The organism is Niastella sp. sgz303648 (assembly GCF_059587045.1).
On record NZ_JCAPSW010000001.1, the window covers coordinates 1,189,376 to 1,210,558 of the forward strand.

Consider the following 21,183-nt stretch of genomic DNA (forward strand, 5'->3'; position numbering starts at 1 on the left):
CAAATTTTTCTTTATTACTACTTAAAAAAATTCTATGTACAAAAAAATAATTGCAATTGCAGGAGTAGCATTGTTAGCTACAGGTGCATTTTTCTTTACTAATGCAAAAGCAGCTGATGAAAACAAGATAGATCTGTTGGCGATGACAAAAGTGAATGTAGCCAATGCTGAATGTTATGATACCCCACACTATGGAAGCGGTATTTGTATAGGTGGAACCTGCATGACCTATTGCTGTGCTAATGAATGCGACCCTTCTCAACCATAAAAGTGGGTAACAATAATAAAATCATAAATAATAAAACAATTCTATGTACAAAAAACTAATAGGAATTGCAGTTGTAGCCCTATTGGCTATTGGCTCATTTTTCGCAACAAAAACAATTGCAGCCAATGACAATATAGATCTATTGGCGCTGACAAAAGTAAATGTAGCCAATGCGGAATGTTACGATGATGTAATCTTCCCGGTCCCCGGCATTTGCATATCAATCGGTGCTGGTGCTACATGTTTTGTTAACAATAATTATCGGGATTGTGATGGCGCACAACCATAAAAGAGAATGCCAATGGATTATCCGTCGAATGGCGGATAATTCTTTGCATGTTGTTCTGGCATATACCCTAAAATAAATTTTCAATACAAACAAATCGTATGCACAAAAAAATATGTGGATTTACAGTTGCAGCATTATTAGCTGCAGGCGCATTTTTCGCAACAAAAACAAATAAGGCTAATGATAATACCAATCTATTGGCACTAACAAAAGTTAATGTGGCCAATGCTGAATGTAATTGGGTTCCGGATGCGTCGGGTAATTGTGTACCTGGTGGTACAGGCTATGTGTGTGTTTGGGGTGGTATCGATGAGTGCGCCCCAAATTAATAATAATATTCACTCCAGGCAAAGGTTATCAGCCCTCTGGCGGATAACTCTATTTATACAATTTCAATAAGAAATTATATTGTATGACTATAAAATTACCAGCGTTTGTTCTCTTTTGCGCAATATTTATTATATCATGTAACACAGGAACCGTTAGTATCAAAAATGAAAAAAAAGGTAGCCTTAAAGCTTCTATGAAGCTGGTAAATGTAGCCGAAAAGAAATTCGCATTAGACAGTATTACGGCGCCTAAGCCCCAATACATGCAGTTGTATACCGACAGCAATGGAAAAGTGCAGCTTACATTTCTGAATACATACTCCAATTCAATTTATTTTTACGATTATAAAACAGGCTCTTTTATTAATAAAATCACCTACGAAAGAAAGGGACCGCAGGGAATTCCGGGCTTAAATGCCTATTATATCAGGAACCAGGATTCGATATACCTTTTCAGCCGGCTGAATCACGATTTAATGATTGCAAATACTAAACAGGTCTTTTCTAAAATTTCTCTTATTAACAACATGAATTATAAAAACCCCGTGTGGACCTATTTGTATGCGCAATACTATCCTACAACAGCAACGCCCATGCTGGTTACTAAAGAGGGGATCAACTTTTCAGGTCAATACATGCTGTCGGTTCCTGAAGAGATAATGGATACGTTCCGGCTTACATCAAACATCAGCTTTAATAATAATCAGGTTATACATTCACATAAATACCCCCCTTCGTTGTATGGACACAATTATAATTGGGGCCGGGGATTGTTTACCACCGTTTTTGCTGACCTGTCGGCACAAGAAGGTGAAATCGTATATAGCTTCCCTGTATCGCACGATGTATATATCGCAAAGGCAAATGCAGAGGGTTACAGAACCATGTATGCAGGCAGCAATGAAGCAGGTACTATAACATCTTTTGATAAAGACCTGAAAACAAAGAACCAGCTTCCCGATGATGATTTACTACTGAAGGCGTGCCAAACAGACCTGTACTCAGCTATAAAACACGACAAGTACCGTAAGGTATACTACCGGTTTATTCAGAGAGCAATACCAAATGCAACCAAAAAAACACCCATTATAGAAAAGCCCGTGGGCATTATAGTGTTCGATGAAAATTTCAATTATCTCGGCGAAACAACCCTCGGTAAATGGAAAAACTACCACCTGGAAAATTCTTTTATTACCGAAGATGGTTTGAACATTGAATACATCAATGACAATGATATAAATGAAGACACTATTACCATTAAAATATTTTCACTACAAAAAATTTAATAAACACTATATGAAAAGGATTTTCACTTTACTTACCATGTCCCTTGTGCTCTTTTGTACATCCTGCTCTCATAAACCAAAAGACCAGAAAGAAACGGAAGCCGATGCCCTTAATGAAGAATTGAATACAATTACACCCGGCAAAAACTATCAATGGCTGGTATTGCTGCCGGGTATGGGTTGTCACGGATGCATCCAGGAAGGAGAAGCATTTATGAGAGATCATGTTAATGACACTAAAATAATGTTCGTTCTTACAAAGATAGAATCACTCAAAATACTACAACAAAAAATAGGCACAAAGGTTACTGACCGGGCTAATGTTTATATCGACAAAGACAATCTGTTTAAAGTACCTGGCGGAAATGAAATCTATCCCTGCATTGCAAAGCTTGAAAACGGCAAAGTGGCCGACCATGAATTTCAAAGCCCGAAAAACAGCCAGGCCTTCGACAAACTAAAAGTAAAAATTGAGCAATAGTATGAAGAAGAGATTAACCATCATCCTTAATCTCTAAAATCAATGCCTATAACTAAATTTTAAAGACCCACACAGGACATTTACCCGGTAAATGTTTATCCCGCTTATCTATAGCGGGACAAAGGTATTTCTGTGAAAGTGGTACCTCCTGAAAGACTTTCACTATTAAATCGCTTTATTTATCATTAATAACAATTGTATGTACAAAAAAATAACCGCAATTGCAGCAATAGCCATGCTGGCTACGGGTGCATTTTTCGTAACAAAAGCAAACACAGCTAATGAAAATAATATAGCATTAGCAACCCTGTTGAAAGTAAATGTGGCCAATGCGGAATGTAGTTCAGAAACGTTTCATCTTGTTGGAACCTGTTTACGGCTTGGAAGTGGGGCAGTATGTGTTGTTGATAATTCTGGTATTGAACTTTGCGACCCAAACATTCAATGATATGCACAAAAAACTAATCGGAATTACAGCAGTATCCCTGCTGGCTACAGGCGCATTTTTTGCTACAAAAGCAAATACAGCTAACGATAAAAACATAGCGTTAGCTGACCTGTTAAAAGTAAATGTGGCCAATGCAGAATGCTATGATGAGCCAACCCGTTCTGGCGGAATTTGTTTACCAGCCGGAGGCTTTCCTACATGTTTGGTTTCTAATTATAGCGAATGCGACTCTTCTCAACCTTAAAGTCGGCCTCAATCGAAATGTTATCCGTCATCAGGAGGATAATTATTTTGGATCCTAAAAAGCTTTATTAATCATTAAAAACAATTCTATGTACAAAAAATTAATCGCAATTACAGGTGTTGCCCTGTTGGCTACGGGCGCATTTTTCGCCACAAAAGCAAACACAGCTAATGAAAATAACATAGTGTTAGCAACCCTGCTGAAAGTAAATGCGGCCAATGCTGAATGCATGAAAGAAGCCGAATCAGTTTCCGGAACATGTATAACATCATGGGGTGGTGAAGGCATATGTGTTTCAGGTGGTTCTGAATGTGACTCACGCTATGAATAGAGCTGGTTTCATTCTATAATTTTAAAAATTGCAGCAGTAGCCCTGCTGGCTATTGGCGCATTTGTTGTAACAAAAGCTAATTCAGATACAGCTAACAATATTGCGTTAGCAGATCTGTTAAAAGTAAATGTAGCTAATGCAGAATGTAGTACAGAAACGCTGGATCATACCGGAGGCTGTGTAACGGTTGGAAGTGCTGCAGCATGTCTTCGTTGGAATAGTGAAGGTGACCGTTGTGACCCAAACATTCCATAAAACCGGTTTCAAATAAAAAAATCACATACATTAAAAACTATTCTATGTACAAAAAACTAATCGCAATTACAGGCGTAGCCCTGTTGGCTACTGGCGTTTTTTTTGCCACAAATGCAAACACAACTAATGAAAATAATTTAACGTTAGCAGACTTGTTGAAAATAAATGTAGCCAATGCTGAATGTGGACTTACCGGCATCGACGCTTTGGGAGACTGTGTTCCCGGTGGCGACGGTGCTGATGAAATATGTGTATATGGGCCAACTGCACATTGTAGCATGCTGAAGTAATAAAACCGGTTTCAAAACAAAATAGTTATCCGTCATCAGGCGGATAACTATTTCACCTTTTTCAACCAATATAATTTGACTAATTTAAAATTATCTTTACCTTAGTACATCTAACTACGTTAGTATAGTCCTTTCTGCAACGCTGAGCTTCACTGAACGATTGTTTCCTTTTTATTCATTACCCAACCTATATCTGCGCGCATGCGCACGATATAACAATCAGCATTATGAAAATTAATCTGATTGAGGTCAACCATCATTCTTAAATATTAAAAAAAATCGCCTATCATTTAAATCAAAATCCATATAGGACATTTATAAATAAATGTTTGCCGGCTTAGAGATAAGCATGGTAAGATATTCCTATGAAAGTAGTATCTCCTGAAAGACTTTCACTACTAACAAATGCTTTATTAATCATCAAAACTAAATTTCTATGTACAAAAAAATTATCGCAATTACAGGTATCGCCATGCTGGCCGCCGGCTCATTTATCGCAACAAACACAAATGCAGCTGAAGATAATAATACAGATTTAGCCAGTCTGTTAAGAGTAAATGTAGCCAATGCAGAATGTGGAAATATCGGCGGCATTATTGATGGACATTGTTTATCTGCTGAGATATGTGTATACGGCGGTAGCGACTGCACCTTTGGATGGTAAAAGTTGATCTCAAAACAAAAGTGTTATCCGCCAGCATGATGGATAACACTTTTGGATACATGCAAATTCAAACTCATCGATTTCAATGCCTTAGAAATTTCATTGTATGACTATAAAAACAACAGCGCTTATTTTATTGGAGGGAATATGTATTTTATCATGCACCACACGAACCGTTAACATTGTAAATGAAAAAAAAGGAAAACTGAAAGCTTCCGTAAAACTGGTGAATATATCCGAAAAGAAATTTCAGTTAGACAGCAGCACGGCGCCAAAGCCGCAATACATTCAGCTATTTACAGACAGCAATGAAAAAACAACGCTTTCCTTCCTGAATACCTATACCAATTCAATTTATTTCTACGACTATAAAACATCAGCTTTTCTTAACAAAATTTCTTTCGAAAAAAAGACAGCAAGCGGCAATACTGATATAAGGGCTTATTATATCAGAAATTATGATTCGATTTACCTTTTCGAACGAATAAAACATGACTTACTAATCGCTAATAGCAAAGCACAGGTACTTTCACACATTTCCCTTATTAACAACATGAGCCCCAGGAACCCTTTATGGCTATATCTTTATCCTCAATACTATCCATACACGGCAACTCCTATAATGGAAATAAAAAACGAGCTGGTATTTACAGGTCAATACATGTTATCTGTACCTAAAGAAATATTAGATACCTTTCGGCTTACCTCAAAAATCAGCCTAACTGACAACACAGTCACCCACATTCATCGTTATCCAAAACCATTATATGGAAATGATTATAATTGGGAAGATCAGGGATATTTTACCACCGCGTATTCAGAACTATCGCCCAAAGAAGGAGAAATAGTATACAGCTTCCCGGTATCGCACGACGTATATATTGCCAGCATTGATGCAGAAGGTTACCAATCGGTTTACGCCGGCAGCAATGAAGCGGGTACTATTTCTTCCATTGACAAAAACATTAAAAGAAAACAACATCTTTCAAAAGAAGATTTCATAGCAAAAGTTTGTACAACCGACCTGTATTCGGCTATAAAATATGATAAGTACCATAAAGTATACTACCGTTTTCTGCATAGGGCCATACCCGATGCAACTGCACAAAACAAAGTAACAGATAAGCCAATAGCCGTTATTGTATTTGATGAGCATTTTAACTACCTCGGCGAAACCACCATTGGTAAATGGAAGAATTACCATTGGGAAAATGCATTTGTTACTGAAGACGGATTAAACATTGAATACATTAACGACAATGACGTAAAGGAAGAATATCTTACATTTAAAATATTTACTTTACAAAAAATTTAATCCATTGCCGCATACCCGAAATTTTCTGTTTACCTCATTTTTATTCACATTTCTGGGAGGCTTTTCACAGCAAAACAGAAAAACAATGGATTTGCTGGCAGAACGCCTGTCTGCCGGCACAAACAACATTGCCCAAAATTCAGTGTATATACAAACCAGCAAAAACATATATGAAACACAGGAAGATTGCTGGTTTGCAGCCTACGTACTGGATGCTCAGCACTTAACACCTTCGGGCATCGACAAAACATTGTTTGTACAATTGGTAAAAAGCAACGATGACAGTATTGTATGGCAAGAGAAGTATTACATAGATAGCGGCATTGTAAATGGTCATATCTATCTTGATTATAAACTTCCGGAAGGAGATTATATGCTGCGGGCGTTTTCGGTGCATTCCCAATGCAATAGCCAGGAAAATGTATATGCATTGCGAAAGATTACTGTTGTAAAGGATTTGAAATCGTTGCTCAGCAAAAAAACAAACGTCCAAAAGATATATTCCCCCCAAAGCGTGCAATTCAATCTTTTTCCGGAAGGAGGACAACTGGTATCGGGATTGGAAAACACTGTGGCATTTAAAGCAGTAGATACCAGCGGCGTTCCCATAGAAGTAACAGGCATACTATTAGCAGATAACCGGCCAATATTGTCATTTACAAGCCGGCACGAAGGCATGGGCAGTTTCTCGTTTTCTCCGCATGCCGGAAAAAAATATGCCATTCGTTTAACCCATCCGGCGACAGATACCTTATACACCCTACCTGCCATCCAAACCAGCGGCGTGATCATGCATCTGCTGAAAAACACCAACGACAGTTTGCAACTCAGCATCCGACAAACTACCGGATCGGTTGCACAGCCGGTTTACCTAAGACTGCAGGTGCGCGGTATGGTGCAAATGATCGGCGCCGGGAATCTCAGAGATAGTTTGGTTATGACCTTACCTCTGAAAAATGTTCCGCAGGGTATTGCAGAAATAACCCTTTTTAATCAAGGCCTGCAGCCTCTCGCAGAACGTCTTGTTTATGTAAGCGCAGATAAAAAGTTATACATTAAAGCCGATTTGTCGAAAAAACTATTTACAACACGGGAGAAGGTGACGGTGAGGGTAAAAACAACCAACGTAGAAGGTCAGGCTGTTCCGGCCACCATTTCGGTGAGCATTTTCGACAGCCTGTATTACAATAATAAGGAGGCGAAAGATATAATGACACATTATTATCTTTCAACCCAATTGAAAGGCCGGGTATATAACCCCCGGTATTATTTCGAGGATCATAATACCAGTCGCAAAGATGCGCTTGACCTGCTCTTACTAACCCAGGGCTGGCGCTGCTATGTATGGAATGAAAATAATTTAATGAAAGATGCCGGTTGCCCCTCCCCCATTTCCGACACAGCATTTGGCCGGTTGACACCTGCAAAAAAAAGAAAACAACCGCAGCAGCAGCAATTTCTAATGATATTTAACCACGATGAAAGCATTAAACAAATGGTATTGGCTGATAGTGCGGGGCATTTTGCAGTAACACCCGATCAGCAACTAATGGGGCGACGCATATACATAAAATATTTCGGTAACGAAGAATTTACGGTGCAGGTAAATGATCCTTTTAAGGATATGCAGGATGCAGTGCGCAGCATGAAACTCAACTATCCGGCAACCACCAATAATGAAGACACGACTGATACAGCCATACCTCCCGCAAGAATACAACAGACTATGCTTAAGGAGGTAGTTGTTTCGGCCAGTGCCCGGTCGCGTTTATTCGCCGATAAGTATATAAGTCATTTAGACAGCATTGCCAAATTTAATGCCGTGACCGATTATGTAGGTATTTGCGGATGGCTGAACTGTCCTGCCAGAGATGTAGGCTCAAAACCGGTTGAAGGAAAACTATACACAGAATACACAGGCGATAAATCACAAATCAGGTCGCACCCTATTTACTTTACATCCAAAGACATAAGAAAGGTCGTTTACCACTACCCTACTTTTACAGAAGAAGAATTATTAAAGCTATTTAAGTTGGCCCGAACAGAAGGCTATTATGGCACGCGTCAGTTTTACCAGCCCAATTACGATAAAGAAGATAACTCCGCGCCCGATTACCGCAACACCCTGCTTTGGGTACCATCTGTAACTACCGATGCAAACGGAGAGGCTACTCTCGAATTCTTCTGTTCAGATATCAACAGTAAATTTATCGGTGTGGCAGAGGGTGTTGGCGATGAAGGCTTATTGGGCAAAGCAATATTCCGGTTTTCGGTAAAGTAATTTGCTCAAATTTTTTTAACCACTTTTCCAATCAGTTTGTTTTTAGGGATCAACCCGAAATATCTTGAATCAGACGATCCGTCGCGGTTATCGCCCATAAAAAAATAATAATCATTTTTGAAAACATATTCCTTCATGGGCTTATCGTTAATAAAATAATTAATCTCCTGTTTTTTAATACGCACACCCTCACAGGTAGTTAAAAGGTTCGAGTATTGAGCTATTGTTGCTGAATCAATTTTTATTTTCATGCCACTATATGGGATTAATAGCGGTGGTATATTTTGTTTTTCGTAGGCGCTATCGGGTGCGTCAGGATCTTCATCGCGTATACTACACAAGGTAATTGAATCAATTCCCTGTTGCTTTAACAACAAATTCTTTTCCGAATTGTCGAAGTAGGCCGATATACAATTTGAATATCTTTTAAAGTGATCATGGAATATATCTACACGGCTGCTGTTTAGTGCATTATTCAGCGCCCCATAATTCTTAAACCATATTTTGTAATAATGCCGAACAGTAAATGGTTCGGGCGCCGGGCGGCCATCAATGAACGCCACCCCGGTTTTAACTTCAATGATAGTTCCCGGTAAACCAATGCACCGTTTCACCACTATCTGGTTGATGTTATTTTTAAAAACAAACAAATCGTTTTGAGCCGGTTGTGGGTTACCGGGCAATATTCCCGACAACAATCCCCCATACAGCGTTTTATTTATAATAATATAATTCCGTTGATTCAATGCATTCCGCATTGAACCACTGGGAATTTTAAAAATGTCGAAAAAACAAAGGCGCACTATAATTACAGCGAGAATTAAAGTAATAACAATTTGTATGATTCTTTTAACAACAATCCTTATCGTTCGCATAGGTTTTCCGGGTTTCACCAAAAAAACTGTTGATTTTTCTGATAAGTAAAAATTCGCTCTTCTTTTCCTTTTGTTTTATTACGCAACCAATATAATGCGTTGGCCGGCCCTGAATACATTAATGGCGATAGTTCCTTTCCGGTTTGGGTTCCCAAAGAAATCCAGCGATTATCCCAATAGAATAATTCGTATGAATCTCCTTCAGAAATATTATTATCATCATTTCTGGGACAATACCTGATTTCGGTTATCCGGTATTGATCACCCAAATCTAATCCAATATAATTCACCGCATCGGGAACATACATAAAATACGACAGCTTACTTGAATCAAAAGCATTTTGCAAATTATTCTTATACTGCCCCGGATTACCTATTGGAGTTCCGCTTAACTTAATATTTTTCCCGTTTTTAATTCCCCTGACTTCAATCTCTGCAACGGAGCTTTTATGTGAACTATCGTATCGAAATAAAAGATATCGGAATTTTTGGGAATTATTTACCGAAACACTGGTCCAGTCGAGCTGTACGTCATGTATTGTATGCAAATTGACGGTATCCTTAAATGCAGGATCATTAGCTCCCTGAAACCGGGCGCCAACACATTGCATAGCATTACCCACGTTATGCGTAGAAATGCGGAATTTTCTTGTTAATGCCATTTTCTGTTTTGTTTTGGATGGTACCAACGGTTGAATGGCACCGTTTAGTGGAAGTAAAAATGCAGAAGAGGCGGGAACAATGGTCTGATTTTTAAAAAAGGCGGGCAGGTACACAATGTTTTTTCCCATGTTTCTAAATACTGCTTTGTTGCCGATTATTTCAGCCCAGGCAACAGGCTCCCATCCTTCCGGATTAAACACGCATAAATATGCATATTTATTGTCGCTTTGAGGAAGCTCAATGGTTACATCTGCAGTTTCAATATATTGTGTCGTTACATCTTTTAAACGGTTGCTTTCAAAAAAGCGGGGCACCGCTTCATTGATCAATTTACGATACCCGAGGCTTGAATCCTGAATGGCAAAACAAAGCCGGTATATTTTAGGAACAGATTTATTGTATGTTATATTTATGTTTTCGGGCACTTTCTCTAATTTCTCTTCATAGCTCGATCCTTCTACTATATATCTTGTATCGCGGTATACATTGGCATTATCTATTTTTGAAGCAATAGTATCATGAAGGGGATCAATTATTTTATAAAAGAAGTGGCTCCCGCCGCTTACGTTACCCCATTGAGGAATCATTTCAAATGCAACCGGCACCCCCATCGCGCGCATGGCAGTAACCCTGGTGAAGGTAGCTTCATAACAATCCCCTCTTCGGCCCTTTAAAATATTTTCAAATGGCATTGGTTTCACAAACGGATATTTATCGCTAAAAGTGCCATCTTCCTTAAACCATACATGAATATCCTTTCGAACCGTTTCGCCAACTGTAATAAGATTTTCTTCATTTTTAAAAGAATCAACAAGGTTCTTATACTTGTTGGTAAAATATGTACGTGAGTTTTCCCAGTACGAATCACTTGCCCTGTATGGCAATATATACTCACAAAAAGTTGAAAAAGAAAGCTGTCTTGCCCATGGCATGTTTTTCCAGGTATCGAAAGCTTTATCAATATTGTCGATGATAAAATCAGCATTAATGGTATCTGCATCAATGGTAAACCTGGCAGCAGGCGCCGTAATGGTAGCACTTCCATTGCTTGTATAAATGGCTATTATGCTATCCATTCCTTTGTTAAACATATCATCCGGCACCTTTATCCTTCCCTTGCCGGTACTATCTGCTTCTACTTTATTCGCCAGGTATTCCATATACTGGTAAAAAGGTTGGTTGGCAGATACAGAAGCCGGATCAAGCGTTCTAAGCCCCTGCATATTATCCAATAGAAATAAGGCGGCCTTTAATTTCAAAGTATCACCGGGCGTTTCCCTGTAATGCGTTATGACGGCCTCCCTTAAGGGAACTTTCCTTGAATTACATGAAAATAATATCAGCAACACAGATATCAGATATAAACAACAAAGTATTTTAAAAACCATGGCATTTTTACAACCTGCTATTTTTTTCATATTCCTATAACGTGAGTTGCTTTATAAAATATTGTTTATAAATAATATTCCCCCTCGATAGCTGATCAATAATATTATACAATTCTGCTACACTCCCTGATTTACCGGGCGCACTCAAATCATTCTTAATTCAACTAAATAAACCAGGATAACCATCTTATTTAAACCCCACTTCACTCTTTCCCATATCAACCGAAGTGGCAACGGCAATTCCCCGCTGGTCTTTCTTGTTTACCGCACAGTAAAAATGGTAAACAACACCATTGTATTTTACCACGAACGACTTATGGGCAAATTGATCATCGAAGGGAACTGAAGATTCGATAAGGTTATCCCCCTGCCAATCGGTCCAGTTTATGAGGTCGTAGGAGCAGGCAAAGCGGTTGAACGCGCCTTTGCGGTTGTTCCAGAAGGCGCCGAAATAAAACATCACCCATACATCATTGATCTTTTGCAAAACGGGGTCGCCGGTAATGCCCATGGGATGATGTATTACAGGATCGGTAATAAATCGCTTCCAGTGCACCATATCATTGCTTACGGCCATGCCAATGCGTTCGTACCAGCGGGTTTTGATATTATTGGCAGCCGAATCGCCATTGGCATTGTAGTACATCACAAACGGATAACCGGTTGTTTTTTGCTTGTCCCACAGCACGGTGCTTTTAAATTCCTTGCGGTTCTCCCACCAGCGTACATCGGCATCTTTTGAAGTTAATATGGGCTTTGGCAGGCGTTGCCATTCATGTGGTTTTGCAGGATCTTTGGTTGTATAAGCTATGCCGAGCGATAGTAATCCAGCTTCGTACCCTTTGGCATTACCGCCGAAATACGACATCCAGTATTTTTTGTTCCACGACTGCCATTGATAGCTGCCGCCCCATTGGGGATCCTGCAAGGCTATGTAACCGGCTTTCTGATTGGCATCCCACATGGTGGTATCTTTCGAAAACGATAGCATGCGGCCTTTTGTTTGCCAGTGCAGCAGATCTTTACTTTCCGATAGCCAGGTTTCGTAGCCACGGCCATCGAATACCACATATAACATATACCAGTTATTGCCTTTGCGAAACACCTGCGGACAATCGATCTTTTTGCTGTTATCATCAGGCACTACTACCAGTCCGTATTTATACGGCGTTTTTACCTGCTCATAAATTTTCTGCATTACGGTATCGGGCACTGTTTTCTGCGCATAGGCAGTGAGCAGATATACATTCAGGAAGATAATGGCTATGCTTTTTTTCACGTTAATTTATTTAAATTATAGCAAAGGCGCGTCATTCGATTTCGCGCATCCTTCGACTTCGCTCAGGATTTCGATCGGGATTATCCTTCGACTACGCTCAGGACCGTGGCCCGACTACTGCACATCTAACCCTCCTATCGCCACGCCCTCTGCATCTTCGGCTGTAATGCGTACAGTATACCTTCCGGCATTGATCATAGTTCCGGTGGTGGTGCTGAAATAATTCCATTTGCCTTCTCGGGTAGTTGTAAAGTCCATATTTTCTGTTTTCATTACAGTGCCATCGGCGGCTATCAATTGCCAGGTCGCTTTTTTCGTAATTGCTGGGGGGCTATAATACCTGAATGATAGCGAATACAAATCAGCCACTCCAATATCAATTGTAAAGGCAACACTACCATCTGCCGGTTTGGTAAACACTACAGACTCTCTGTTATTGATGGTTTGCCGGGCTATTCCATCGCCACTTATCGTGGCCTGCGGCATTTTGTATCCTGTTACCGGTTTAAGATCAAATGCAGGTTGCAGGGTTGTTACAGGTGTTACCATAACGGTATACATCATGCTCTGACCGCCGTATGCTTTACCGTTTGGCCCTAAGGCCACGGTTGATTGTGCGGGGAAACGTTTACGGTAAAGGCGGCCCCGGCCTCCCCCAATCTCCCGCTTAGGCGGGACAGGCTCTCCGGTGGAGGGGGGAGGGGCAGCAGCGTTTTCATTAGCAGAATACTCAAATGCTCTACCTGTTAATGCAGTCTGCAAAAAAGTCTTCGTATCCTCAAAATCTTTCATCCAATCAGGAAGTTGCGCAATACTTGCATCCAGCGCAATGAATACATCGGCTTCGGCAGTAACTGTAAATGATGCCCATTTTGCCGGCAACAATTCAGATGATTTAATCAACGGCATACGCATCCATTCAGCGCCATATAAGTTGGGAGGCAAAGCTGACAGTTCAATACTACTTCCTTCATATTGTTTGTCGCCTATATTCAGCCACGATTGCTGCGAAATGCCTTTTGCAATTATCTTATCTGCTACAACCAGGTTATCAATCAAACGCGGCGATGCCGGTGCAGGCTTTATCTGCGGGTTGCGCGTGGCAATGGCAATGGCTGAAATAATTGCCTGTCCGGAAGCAATATGAGGAAAAGAGATCTGCAGTTGTCCGCCGGTAACGTGCACGTTCAGGGTTTTCTTTAACGCGCCATTGTGGCCGGATTCTTTCCATATATCAAGATTGGTTATCTCAGTTTTATTGTTGATGGCTACATCAAACATGCGCCAGCCGGTACAATCCATGCCGCCGCCGGTTCCCCACCAGGGTTCTGTAAAATATAGTTCTACCAGGTAATCGCCATCGGGCACCGGAAATTCATAACGCAGTTGCTGTAACCCATATCTGAAAGTTTGAAACAACGGCCAGTCTGTTGTACCCTGAATGGGATCATATGTTTGGCGCTGGCTGGCAAAGAAGGATGGCATGCCGTCGAATTGTTTTGTCCAGGATACGGAGCCCCAGGTGTTGTCAGTTCTTTTTTCACGGTCAGCCATCCACGTGTGTCCGTTTGCATCAATATAGTCGGGGCCGCCACAATTTACTCTGTATAAATACAAGCCCCCCCGATCCCCCCCGGTGGGGGGGCGCCGGGACAGACTCTCTCTGTTCACATTAGCCCCCCTTTTTGATGGCTTATATTGATCAAAAGTGTATAAAGAATCCTTATAAAATCTATCAAAATGGGGTGCTTGCGGAAGATGATGCAACACAATGTAATCAGTTGCTACTTTCTTTCCGTTTACATAGCCTACTGCATACAATACATTGTAGTTGATATCTGCACCGTCCCATTGAAAATGGGTGCCGATGCCCTTACGGGTACGTTTGCCCAACGACATGGCATTTACATCATTGAACAACTCTACCTCATCGCAATTGGAATACACAATGATGCTGTCTTTTTTACCAACGGTTTTCCAGCGGCCGGGCCAGGTATGCGATACAATGTATACCATGGGCGCAGTTTCTTTTGGTGCATAGTTGGCGCGGAACATGTAAAAAGCATCGAGCGGTTCTTCCCAGGGCGTTAATAATCCTTTATAGTTTACGGGACCGATACGGTCCAGTTCTCTCAACCCTTCTCCACTCTGCACGCGGCCGGGATTATCGTGCGATGTATATAGCCAGAAGAATTGCCCGCAAGTACTGTCTTTTACCGATTCGGCTAACCGAACTTTCAATTCCATCAGTTCGGTCATACGGTCTTCGCTTAACGGGCCATTTTGCTTATACCCTCCTTCGTTATGCAGATCAAGCGTTCGCCAGGCGCCGTATTCGCCGATCAGTTGCTGACGCTTTACATCACTGGCATAGGTAGCAGGATCGCCACCATAGGTGCCCGTCCAGTTTTGCGGAACATCCCAATCGGTACCGGCGCCTCCGTTACAGGTAGTTACTTTTCGCTGGGATGAGGCAGTTGGGTCCAACTCACGAATCAGTTCGGTACATTCCCTGGCAAAATCTTCCGGCAATTTGCTTTCATTTTGCAGGCCCCATAAAACGAGCGAAGGGCTGTTGCGCCGTTCAATCACCCATTCTTCGAGCAGGTTTTTAAAATTCTGTCTGAAATCCGGTGAGTCGTACCATACATGGGCGCTGAGTTGTGTCCACCACAGTAATCCCATACTATCCAGTAAATATTGATACCGCAAATTGTGCGGCTGGTGGGCATCGCGAAAAGCATTGAAGCCAAGGGCTTTTATTTGTTGTACACGGGCAGTAATTTCTGCTTCGCCAAAAGCATGACTGCCTCCCATCAGGTGTTCATATTCTGCAATGCCATTGATGAAAACCGGTTTACCATTGAGCAAAAATTGTTTACCACCGCCGCTACGGCCAACAGGCCAGCTTATCCATCGTATACCGTAGGGTGTTGTAGCAACATCCAGAATCTTTCCATTTTCAGTAATTTCAGTTACCAGCGTATAACAGAAGGGATCCTGCAGCGACCATAAATGCGGCGACCTGATTTCGGGTAGTTCATCCCACGAAACGCTGGAATTACCGGATCCTAATGAAGATGAATAAGTTGATTTCACAACCAGCCTGCCATTGTTTAGTAAACGATGTGTAATTGCAAAGGTTGCCTTTTTGTTGCTGTAATTTTTAATGGTTGTTGCAATGTGCAGTACGGCCGATTTTTCAGATACCGTTGTATCATTCCAGATGTGCACGCCAAATGGTTCTACACGAATTTCATTGGTGGCAATCAAATGTACCGGCCTGAAAATACCCATTGGCTGTGAGCCTTCAGAAAAACCACGCTCGTCGGAACAACCGCCGCAAACCCATGGCAGATCGGTGATACCCGCAGGATGATCGGCCCGTACCGCCAGCAGGTTAGCCTGCTTGTCATCATTCAATAATTCGGTAACATCTAATGTAAATGTTGTTCTGCCACCTGCATGAACACCTGCTTTTTTGCCATTTACCCAAACCGTGGCATAGGAACCTACTCCTTCAAAAAATAAAAAGTAACGTTTGCCAGGTTCTTTGGCGGCAACCGAAAAAGTTCGCCGGTACCAGGCATACCCATGACGATTGCCGTGGTGTAACCGTCTGTATCCTTCGTAAGCATCCCAGTTGTGGGGCACATTTACTTTTATCCAGGTGCCGGTTGAAAAGGATTTGTTTTCAAATCCGTCGTATGCATGCTGGTTGCTGTCGCTGGCAATGGAGAACCAGTTATCGTTTAAAGAAATATCGGTTCGCACATTTACCTGCGCATACGCTGATGAAGCGTATAATAAACAAACAATAACCGATTGTACTATTGTAGAAAATGTTTTAGTCATGAGAAAAAAGTTCCCGCAAAGGCGCCAGGGCGCAAGTTGATCGCTTCGCGATCAATAAGAACGCCAAGAAAAAGCTTTGTCCCGCCATGGCGGGACGCCTTTGCGCGATTTATTATTGCACGATTTATTTCAAATCACCATTAAAAGTATAGCTACCGTTTTTTGCAGTAGCAAACTGTATTTCGTTTATACCATATTTCAATCTGCACAATTTACCTGCTGTTGATACCACCGTTACCTGCTGCAGTTTTCCCTGCTGCCATTTCATATTCAATACAAATCCGCCGCGGGCACATATTCCTTTTATTTCTCCATCGGGCAGTTCGGCCGGCAATGCAGGCAATAATTCAATAGTTCCTGTATGACTTTGCAAAAGCATTTCGGCCATACCGGCAGCGCCGCCGAAATTGCCATCGATCTGAAAGGGCGGATGTGCATCGAACAGGTTATTATAAACGCCACCGCGTTCAACGCCTTTTTTATCAAAGGCAGGTTGCAGCAATGTTTTTACCATGCGCAGCGCATGATCGCCATCTTTCATTCGCGCCCACACATTAAGTTTCCACGACAAACTCCAGCCCGTTCCGCTATCGCCCCGGTATACCAGCGACTGGCGGGCTGCTTTCATCATCGAGGAATCAGTCCAGGTGATATCTGTACCGGGAAATACACCCCACAAATGTGAAATATGACGGTGATGGTTGGTTGTATCATCAATGTCCTGCATCCATTCCTGCAATTGACCGTATTTGCCAATTTGGTTGGGTGCTATGCGAGGCAATGTAAGGTTTAGTGTTTGTACAAATGGAGCATCTGTTTTTAACGCCTCAGCGGCACTGATACAATTTCTGAACAATTCACGAATGATCTGATGATCCATTGTGGGCCCTGCTACCAACCCACCCTGTTCAGGCGAATTAGACGGACTACTGATGAGCCAGCCTGTTTTAGGATCTTTTACCAGAAATTTGACAAAGAATGATGCAGCCGCTTTCATCACCGGGTATTGTTTGCGCAAAAAAGCGGTATCCTGTGTAAACAAAAAATGTTCCCATATATGCAAACATAACCAGGCAGCGCCTGTAACCCATATACCATGATTAGATGCATTGATGGGCGCCGTACCACGCCACAGATCGGTATTGTGATGCAACACCCAGCCGGGTGCACCGTAATGTTCTTTCGCTGTTTGTTTACCCGCTTCAGCCAATTCACTGATCATTTGAAACAAAGGCTGCGTGCATGGCTGCAGGTGTAACAACTCTGCCGGCCAGTAATTCATTTGCAGGTTAATGTTAGTGGTATATTTACTGCCCCAGGGAGGTGTTAACAGATCGTTCCAGATACCCTGCAGATTGGCTGGCTGTGTTCCGGGTCGTGAAGAAGAGATCAGCAGATAACGGCCATATTGCATATACAATGCCATTAACGAAGGATCGTTTTGCATAGTAAACTGCGCAATACGTTCGTCAGTCGGCAGCGCAGCATTGGTTGCATCGGGAATAGTGATCGAAAACGTATTAAAATACTGATGAAAGTCTTTTATATGCGCCCCTTTAATAGTATTGTACGTTTGACCTTTTATTCGTTGCAGCGCCTGTTTGCACAACAAAGCCGGATCACCGGATACATCTTTATAATTTTTAAAGCTGGTGGCAGCTACGAGGTAAAAGGTTACTTCATCGGCCTTTTGCACAGTGATAGCCGTGTCGCTTACCGAAACTGTGCCGCCTGAGGTATTCACGTACAAATAACTTTGAGCTTTCAATACGCCGTTGCTTACCTGCAGGGCAAGCGCCAGCGTGTGATCGTCAATCTTTTTTACCGAGTATTTTTTATGCAATGTTTTTAACAGAGCCTGTACGGTAACAGCAGCCGCTTTATTGGCCGATACATGCATAACCATACACGGTGCAGGAGCGCTCACAAAATATTCCCGCGTATAAGCAATATCACCGGCAGTATAGGTAACCGATGAAACAGCATTACTTATATCGAGTTGCCGGTGGTAATTACTTACCTGCGGCGCCTGATCAAATTTCAGGTATACATCGCCGAATGGCTGATAATCGGCTTCGTAGCGGGGAAATGCCGGTTGATTTTCGCTTTGTATAAAATACTTCCAGGTAGCAGGCAATGGTACAGCGCTTGCCAGATCGCCTTCGGGATATAATGTCAAAGATTTTATCGTTCCTTTTCCGCCAATGAAACCTCCTTTATCGAAAAAGTTGAACACCTGAACCGCAATGCTGTTGGCGCCTTCGTGTAACAACGAAGCGGGAATGGAATATTTTCTTCTTTTGAAAATGCCCTGGTCTGACCCCAGGAATTTTCCATTTATATAGGTAAAATCAAGATCACGAATTTTACCCAGATCGATCACCAGGTTTTTACCTTTCCATTTTGCAGGAATGGTTAATGTTGTTCTGAACCACAGCACACCGTCGGTGCCTGTCAGTCCGGCCTGCTCCCACCCGTCGGGTGTAGGCAGCACCATTGTTTCCCAGTTGCTATCGTCATAAGTGGCCGATGCCATCGCAGTATCAAGACGCGCCTTATTAAACCATGCTTTCTTTTGCAACGCATATGCACTGTCATCGGCATCTTTCAAACCCATAAAATGTTTTTCGGCCAATGCTTCGGCTTCACTTTGTTTTCCTTCAAACAACAATTGTCTTATGGGCTGCAGGTATTTTACAGCACCGGGGTGTGCATACGCACGCGGACGCCCCGTCCATAAAGTTTCTTCATTAAACTGCAGGTGCTCTGTATCTGTGCCGCCGTAGATCATAGCGCCGAGCCGGCCATTGCCAATGGGCAGGGCATCTGTCCATTCAGCTGCAGGCTGGCGGTACCATAGTTGCAGGGGTTGTTGCGCATGCGCTGTTATTGCAACAGCACATAAGCAAAACAATATTACAAGGCACCGGTATTTTAGTTGAAAAGTTGACAAGTTGATAAGTTGATAAGTTGACGGGTTAACAGGTTGATGAGTTACATGAAACGCAATATACGGGTATGCAGCATTTTGTACAACCCGCACCGTCTGGTTAAAGGGGCTAAAAAGGCGTTATAGTAAGATGTTCCAGCAGAATAATAAGATATGCCGGATAATTTTTCTGAAGCCTGTGGCCAAAGGCCACAAAATAATAATGCGAGACTGCAAGTCTCGCATAGCACTTTATCGCAGTTAATTTTTATCGTGGAAGAACTGCCAGAATCACCCGCTGATACCTTGTTAAGGCAGGCGTTCCGTTATCGGTAACTTTCAATATCACATGTATTGTTTCGGGCTTATCTACTTTAGGTGCAATGAATATCGCCTTTATGGATGTTTTGTTTTTAATGGGTACCGGTTCTCTTCTGCTGTAGGTTCCGGGTTCCTGATATTGCATCCATTCATACATCAACGCATTGCCATCGGGGTCGGTTGAACCTTCGGCACTTAATACAACCGAATCACCACTTTTAACCTGCAGGTAATTCGCATGGTTCAATACTGCTTTTGGCGGATGGTTGGCTTCTTTATAGGATTTGATCGTCCAATCCATACGGGCTGCAAAATCATTCTGAAAAGCTTCGCGCCACCGCCAGATGGTAGTTTTATTCGTTGTATAAAAATTACTGTCAACGCCCATCACTTCATCAACAGCATCTGTCCATATAGGCCGTGTTTCGGGCTCAAAGAACCATTTTTGCGTTCGGGGTGTATACAATTCATAGCGGCCGCCCCAGCTTCCATAATCAGGATGCTCCGGATCACTGAGCCCGTTATTGATCAGCCATAAAAATGAAGGCGTATCGCCTTCCATCAGATTTTTAGTCATAGGATACTCGGCACCAAGCGGACCTTTTTTACGAATATTTTCAGTGAGCCAGGGATTATCAACAATACTAAAGTTTGCGCCGGTAAAGCGTCCATGAAACGATTTATCGCCGCTGATGCCCGACCATGTTGCGTAATGATAGGCGCCTGCCGACCGATACCCGGGACTAACGATATAGAACAAACCGGGAAAGTTTTTTCTGATCCATGGCCCGGCATCATCCTGATCGGAAATGGTATACACTCTCAACTTTGCAACCAGCTCCTGCACTTCCTGCGTCGCCCTTGTATTCTTTAACTTCCACAGTGCCTGCGCGAGGCAATTGGTTCCACCCCAAACGGATACATATAAAGGTCTGCTGTCTTTTTTATCTAATGTAGCAATGATCCATTCAGAACCTTCCGAATCTTTTCCCGGGCCAACAGCCGCCATGCCAAAACCTGAATAGCCTTCTTTGGTAACACTCAGTAAATACTTTTCGTCGGGGTATCCTTTTTCATGCAATAACAGGTTGTTCCGTACCTTGCCATAAGCATTCACTATTTCGCGTATACGCCATGCTGCGGGGTTTTCTTTTTTATGGGTAGAAGTAGTAGCAATCAGTCCTTCAACATCCCACTGGTTACAATAGGTTACAAAACGTACGAGGGATTGCGCATCATCGGGCTCGTTCTCAATATCGGTCAACACCATAATGCGCAATTTTTTATCGGCCTGTTGCGCCATACAAAACAATGAACCAAACAACAATGGGATCAATAAAAATACAGGGAACCTGTAACCCTTACAATGCTTTTTCGACCGTGCCATTGTGA

General features: G+C 42.1%; 18 protein-coding genes. 12 read left to right on the top strand and 6 right to left on the bottom strand.

Annotated elements, in window-relative coordinates:
- Positions 1-34 precede the first annotated feature (34 nt).
- From AC59IL_RS04095 to AC59IL_RS04150, 12 genes are all read left to right on the top strand, one after another.
- Entirely contained in the window at positions 35-268 is a 234-nt protein-coding gene (locus AC59IL_RS04095) for a hypothetical protein (protein ID WP_496550809.1), read from the top strand.
- 43 nt (positions 269-311) lie between these two features.
- On the top strand, positions 312-557 hold the full coding sequence (locus tag AC59IL_RS04100) for a hypothetical protein (RefSeq protein WP_496550810.1): 246 nt from the start codon (positions 312-314) through the stop codon (positions 555-557).
- Between the two features lie 98 nt (positions 558-655).
- On the top strand, positions 656-886 hold the full coding sequence (locus AC59IL_RS04105) for a hypothetical protein (RefSeq protein ID WP_496550811.1): 231 nt from the start codon (positions 656-658) through the stop codon (positions 884-886).
- Between the two features lie 194 nt (positions 887-1,080).
- A complete protein-coding gene (locus AC59IL_RS04110; RefSeq protein WP_496550812.1) occupies positions 1,081-2,172 on the top strand; it encodes a DUF4221 family protein in 1,092 nt (363 codons plus the stop codon).
- Positions 2,173-2,182: 10 nt separating this feature from the next.
- Positions 2,183-2,653: a hypothetical protein gene (locus AC59IL_RS04115; RefSeq protein ID WP_496550813.1), complete on the top strand. Its 471-nt coding sequence runs from the start codon at positions 2,183-2,185 to the stop codon at positions 2,651-2,653.
- 199 nt (positions 2,654-2,852) lie between these two features.
- Complete coding sequence (locus AC59IL_RS04120; RefSeq protein WP_496550814.1) at positions 2,853-3,101, top strand: hypothetical protein; 249 nt, start codon at positions 2,853-2,855, stop codon at positions 3,099-3,101.
- A 1-nt stretch (position 3,102) separates the two neighbouring features.
- Complete coding sequence (locus tag AC59IL_RS04125) at positions 3,103-3,345, top strand: hypothetical protein (RefSeq protein ID WP_496550815.1); 243 nt, start codon at positions 3,103-3,105, stop codon at positions 3,343-3,345.
- A gap of 88 nt (positions 3,346-3,433) precedes the next feature.
- Entirely contained in the window at positions 3,434-3,676 is a 243-nt protein-coding gene (locus tag AC59IL_RS04130) for a hypothetical protein (protein WP_496550816.1), read from the top strand.
- Positions 3,677-3,975: 299 nt separating this feature from the next.
- Entirely contained in the window at positions 3,976-4,221 is a 246-nt protein-coding gene (locus AC59IL_RS04135; protein ID WP_496550817.1) for a hypothetical protein, read from the top strand.
- 436 nt (positions 4,222-4,657) lie between these two features.
- Positions 4,658-4,885: a hypothetical protein gene (locus AC59IL_RS04140; protein WP_496550818.1), complete on the top strand. Its 228-nt coding sequence runs from the start codon at positions 4,658-4,660 to the stop codon at positions 4,883-4,885.
- A gap of 106 nt (positions 4,886-4,991) precedes the next feature.
- Positions 4,992-6,200, top strand: a complete 1,209-nt coding sequence (locus tag AC59IL_RS04145; RefSeq protein ID WP_496550819.1) for a DUF4221 family protein — start codon at positions 4,992-4,994, stop codon at positions 6,198-6,200.
- 85 nt (positions 6,201-6,285) lie between these two features.
- Entirely contained in the window at positions 6,286-8,481 is a 2,196-nt protein-coding gene (locus AC59IL_RS04150) for a hypothetical protein (protein ID WP_496550820.1), read from the top strand.
- Positions 8,482-8,486: 5 nt separating this feature from the next.
- Here the strand turns inward: AC59IL_RS04150 and lepB are convergent, their stop codons facing one another.
- The 6 genes from lepB to AC59IL_RS04180 all read right to left on the bottom strand — a co-directional run bounded on the left by lepB (position 8,487) and on the right by AC59IL_RS04180 (position 21,178).
- On the bottom strand, positions 8,487-9,356 hold the full coding sequence (lepB, locus tag AC59IL_RS04155; protein ID WP_496550821.1) for a signal peptidase I: 870 nt from the start codon (positions 9,354-9,356) through the stop codon (positions 8,487-8,489).
- 14 nt (positions 9,357-9,370) lie between these two features.
- A complete protein-coding gene (locus AC59IL_RS04160) occupies positions 9,371-11,437 on the bottom strand; it encodes a hypothetical protein (protein WP_496550822.1) in 2,067 nt (688 codons plus the stop codon).
- Positions 11,438-11,594: 157 nt separating this feature from the next.
- Positions 11,595-12,686: a glycosylase gene (locus tag AC59IL_RS04165; protein WP_496550823.1), complete on the bottom strand. Its 1,092-nt coding sequence runs from the start codon at positions 12,684-12,686 to the stop codon at positions 11,595-11,597.
- Positions 12,687-12,800: 114 nt separating this feature from the next.
- Positions 12,801-16,541 (bottom strand): malectin domain-containing carbohydrate-binding protein, encoded by a 3,741-nt coding sequence (locus AC59IL_RS04170; protein WP_496550824.1) that lies wholly within the window; start codon positions 16,539-16,541, stop codon positions 12,801-12,803.
- A 124-nt stretch (positions 16,542-16,665) separates the two neighbouring features.
- Complete coding sequence (locus tag AC59IL_RS04175; protein ID WP_496550825.1) at positions 16,666-19,494, bottom strand: glycoside hydrolase family 95 protein; 2,829 nt, start codon at positions 19,492-19,494, stop codon at positions 16,666-16,668.
- A 244-nt stretch (positions 19,495-19,738) separates the two neighbouring features.
- Complete coding sequence (locus AC59IL_RS04180; RefSeq protein ID WP_496550826.1) at positions 19,739-21,178, bottom strand: DUF1593 domain-containing protein; 1,440 nt, start codon at positions 21,176-21,178, stop codon at positions 19,739-19,741.
- Positions 21,179-21,183: the final 5 nt, after the last annotated feature.

What these genes read in the sequence shown, in the direction of transcription:
- AC59IL_RS04095 (WP_496550809.1), top strand. Translation starts at nt 35, where the DNA reads ATGTACAAAAAAATAATTGCAATTGCAGGAGTAGCATTGTTAGCTACA.
- AC59IL_RS04100 (WP_496550810.1), top strand. Translation starts at nt 312, where the DNA reads ATGTACAAAAAACTAATAGGAATTGCAGTTGTAGCCCTATTGGCTATT.
- AC59IL_RS04105 (WP_496550811.1), top strand. Translation starts at nt 656, where the DNA reads ATGCACAAAAAAATATGTGGATTTACAGTTGCAGCATTATTAGCTGCA.
- AC59IL_RS04110 (WP_496550812.1), top strand. Translation starts at nt 1,081, where the DNA reads ATGAAGCTGGTAAATGTAGCCGAAAAGAAATTCGCATTAGACAGTATT.
- AC59IL_RS04115 (WP_496550813.1), top strand. Translation starts at nt 2,183, where the DNA reads ATGAAAAGGATTTTCACTTTACTTACCATGTCCCTTGTGCTCTTTTGT.
- AC59IL_RS04120 (WP_496550814.1), top strand. Translation starts at nt 2,853, where the DNA reads ATGTACAAAAAAATAACCGCAATTGCAGCAATAGCCATGCTGGCTACG.
- AC59IL_RS04125 (WP_496550815.1), top strand. Translation starts at nt 3,103, where the DNA reads ATGCACAAAAAACTAATCGGAATTACAGCAGTATCCCTGCTGGCTACA.
- AC59IL_RS04130 (WP_496550816.1), top strand. Translation starts at nt 3,434, where the DNA reads ATGTACAAAAAATTAATCGCAATTACAGGTGTTGCCCTGTTGGCTACG.
- AC59IL_RS04135 (WP_496550817.1), top strand. Translation starts at nt 3,976, where the DNA reads ATGTACAAAAAACTAATCGCAATTACAGGCGTAGCCCTGTTGGCTACT.
- AC59IL_RS04140 (WP_496550818.1), top strand. Translation starts at nt 4,658, where the DNA reads ATGTACAAAAAAATTATCGCAATTACAGGTATCGCCATGCTGGCCGCC.
- AC59IL_RS04145 (WP_496550819.1), top strand. Translation starts at nt 4,992, where the DNA reads ATGACTATAAAAACAACAGCGCTTATTTTATTGGAGGGAATATGTATT.
- AC59IL_RS04150 (WP_496550820.1), top strand. Translation starts at nt 6,286, where the DNA reads ATGGATTTGCTGGCAGAACGCCTGTCTGCCGGCACAAACAACATTGCC.
- lepB (WP_496550821.1), bottom strand. Translation starts at nt 9,356, where the DNA reads ATGCGAACGATAAGGATTGTTGTTAAAAGAATCATACAAATTGTTATT.
- AC59IL_RS04160 (WP_496550822.1), bottom strand. Translation starts at nt 11,437, where the DNA reads ATGAAAAAAATAGCAGGTTGTAAAAATGCCATGGTTTTTAAAATACTT.
- AC59IL_RS04170 (WP_496550824.1), bottom strand. Translation starts at nt 16,541, where the DNA reads ATGACTAAAACATTTTCTACAATAGTACAATCGGTTATTGTTTGTTTA.
- AC59IL_RS04180 (WP_496550826.1), bottom strand. Translation starts at nt 21,178, where the DNA reads ATGGCACGGTCGAAAAAGCATTGTAAGGGTTACAGGTTCCCTGTATTT.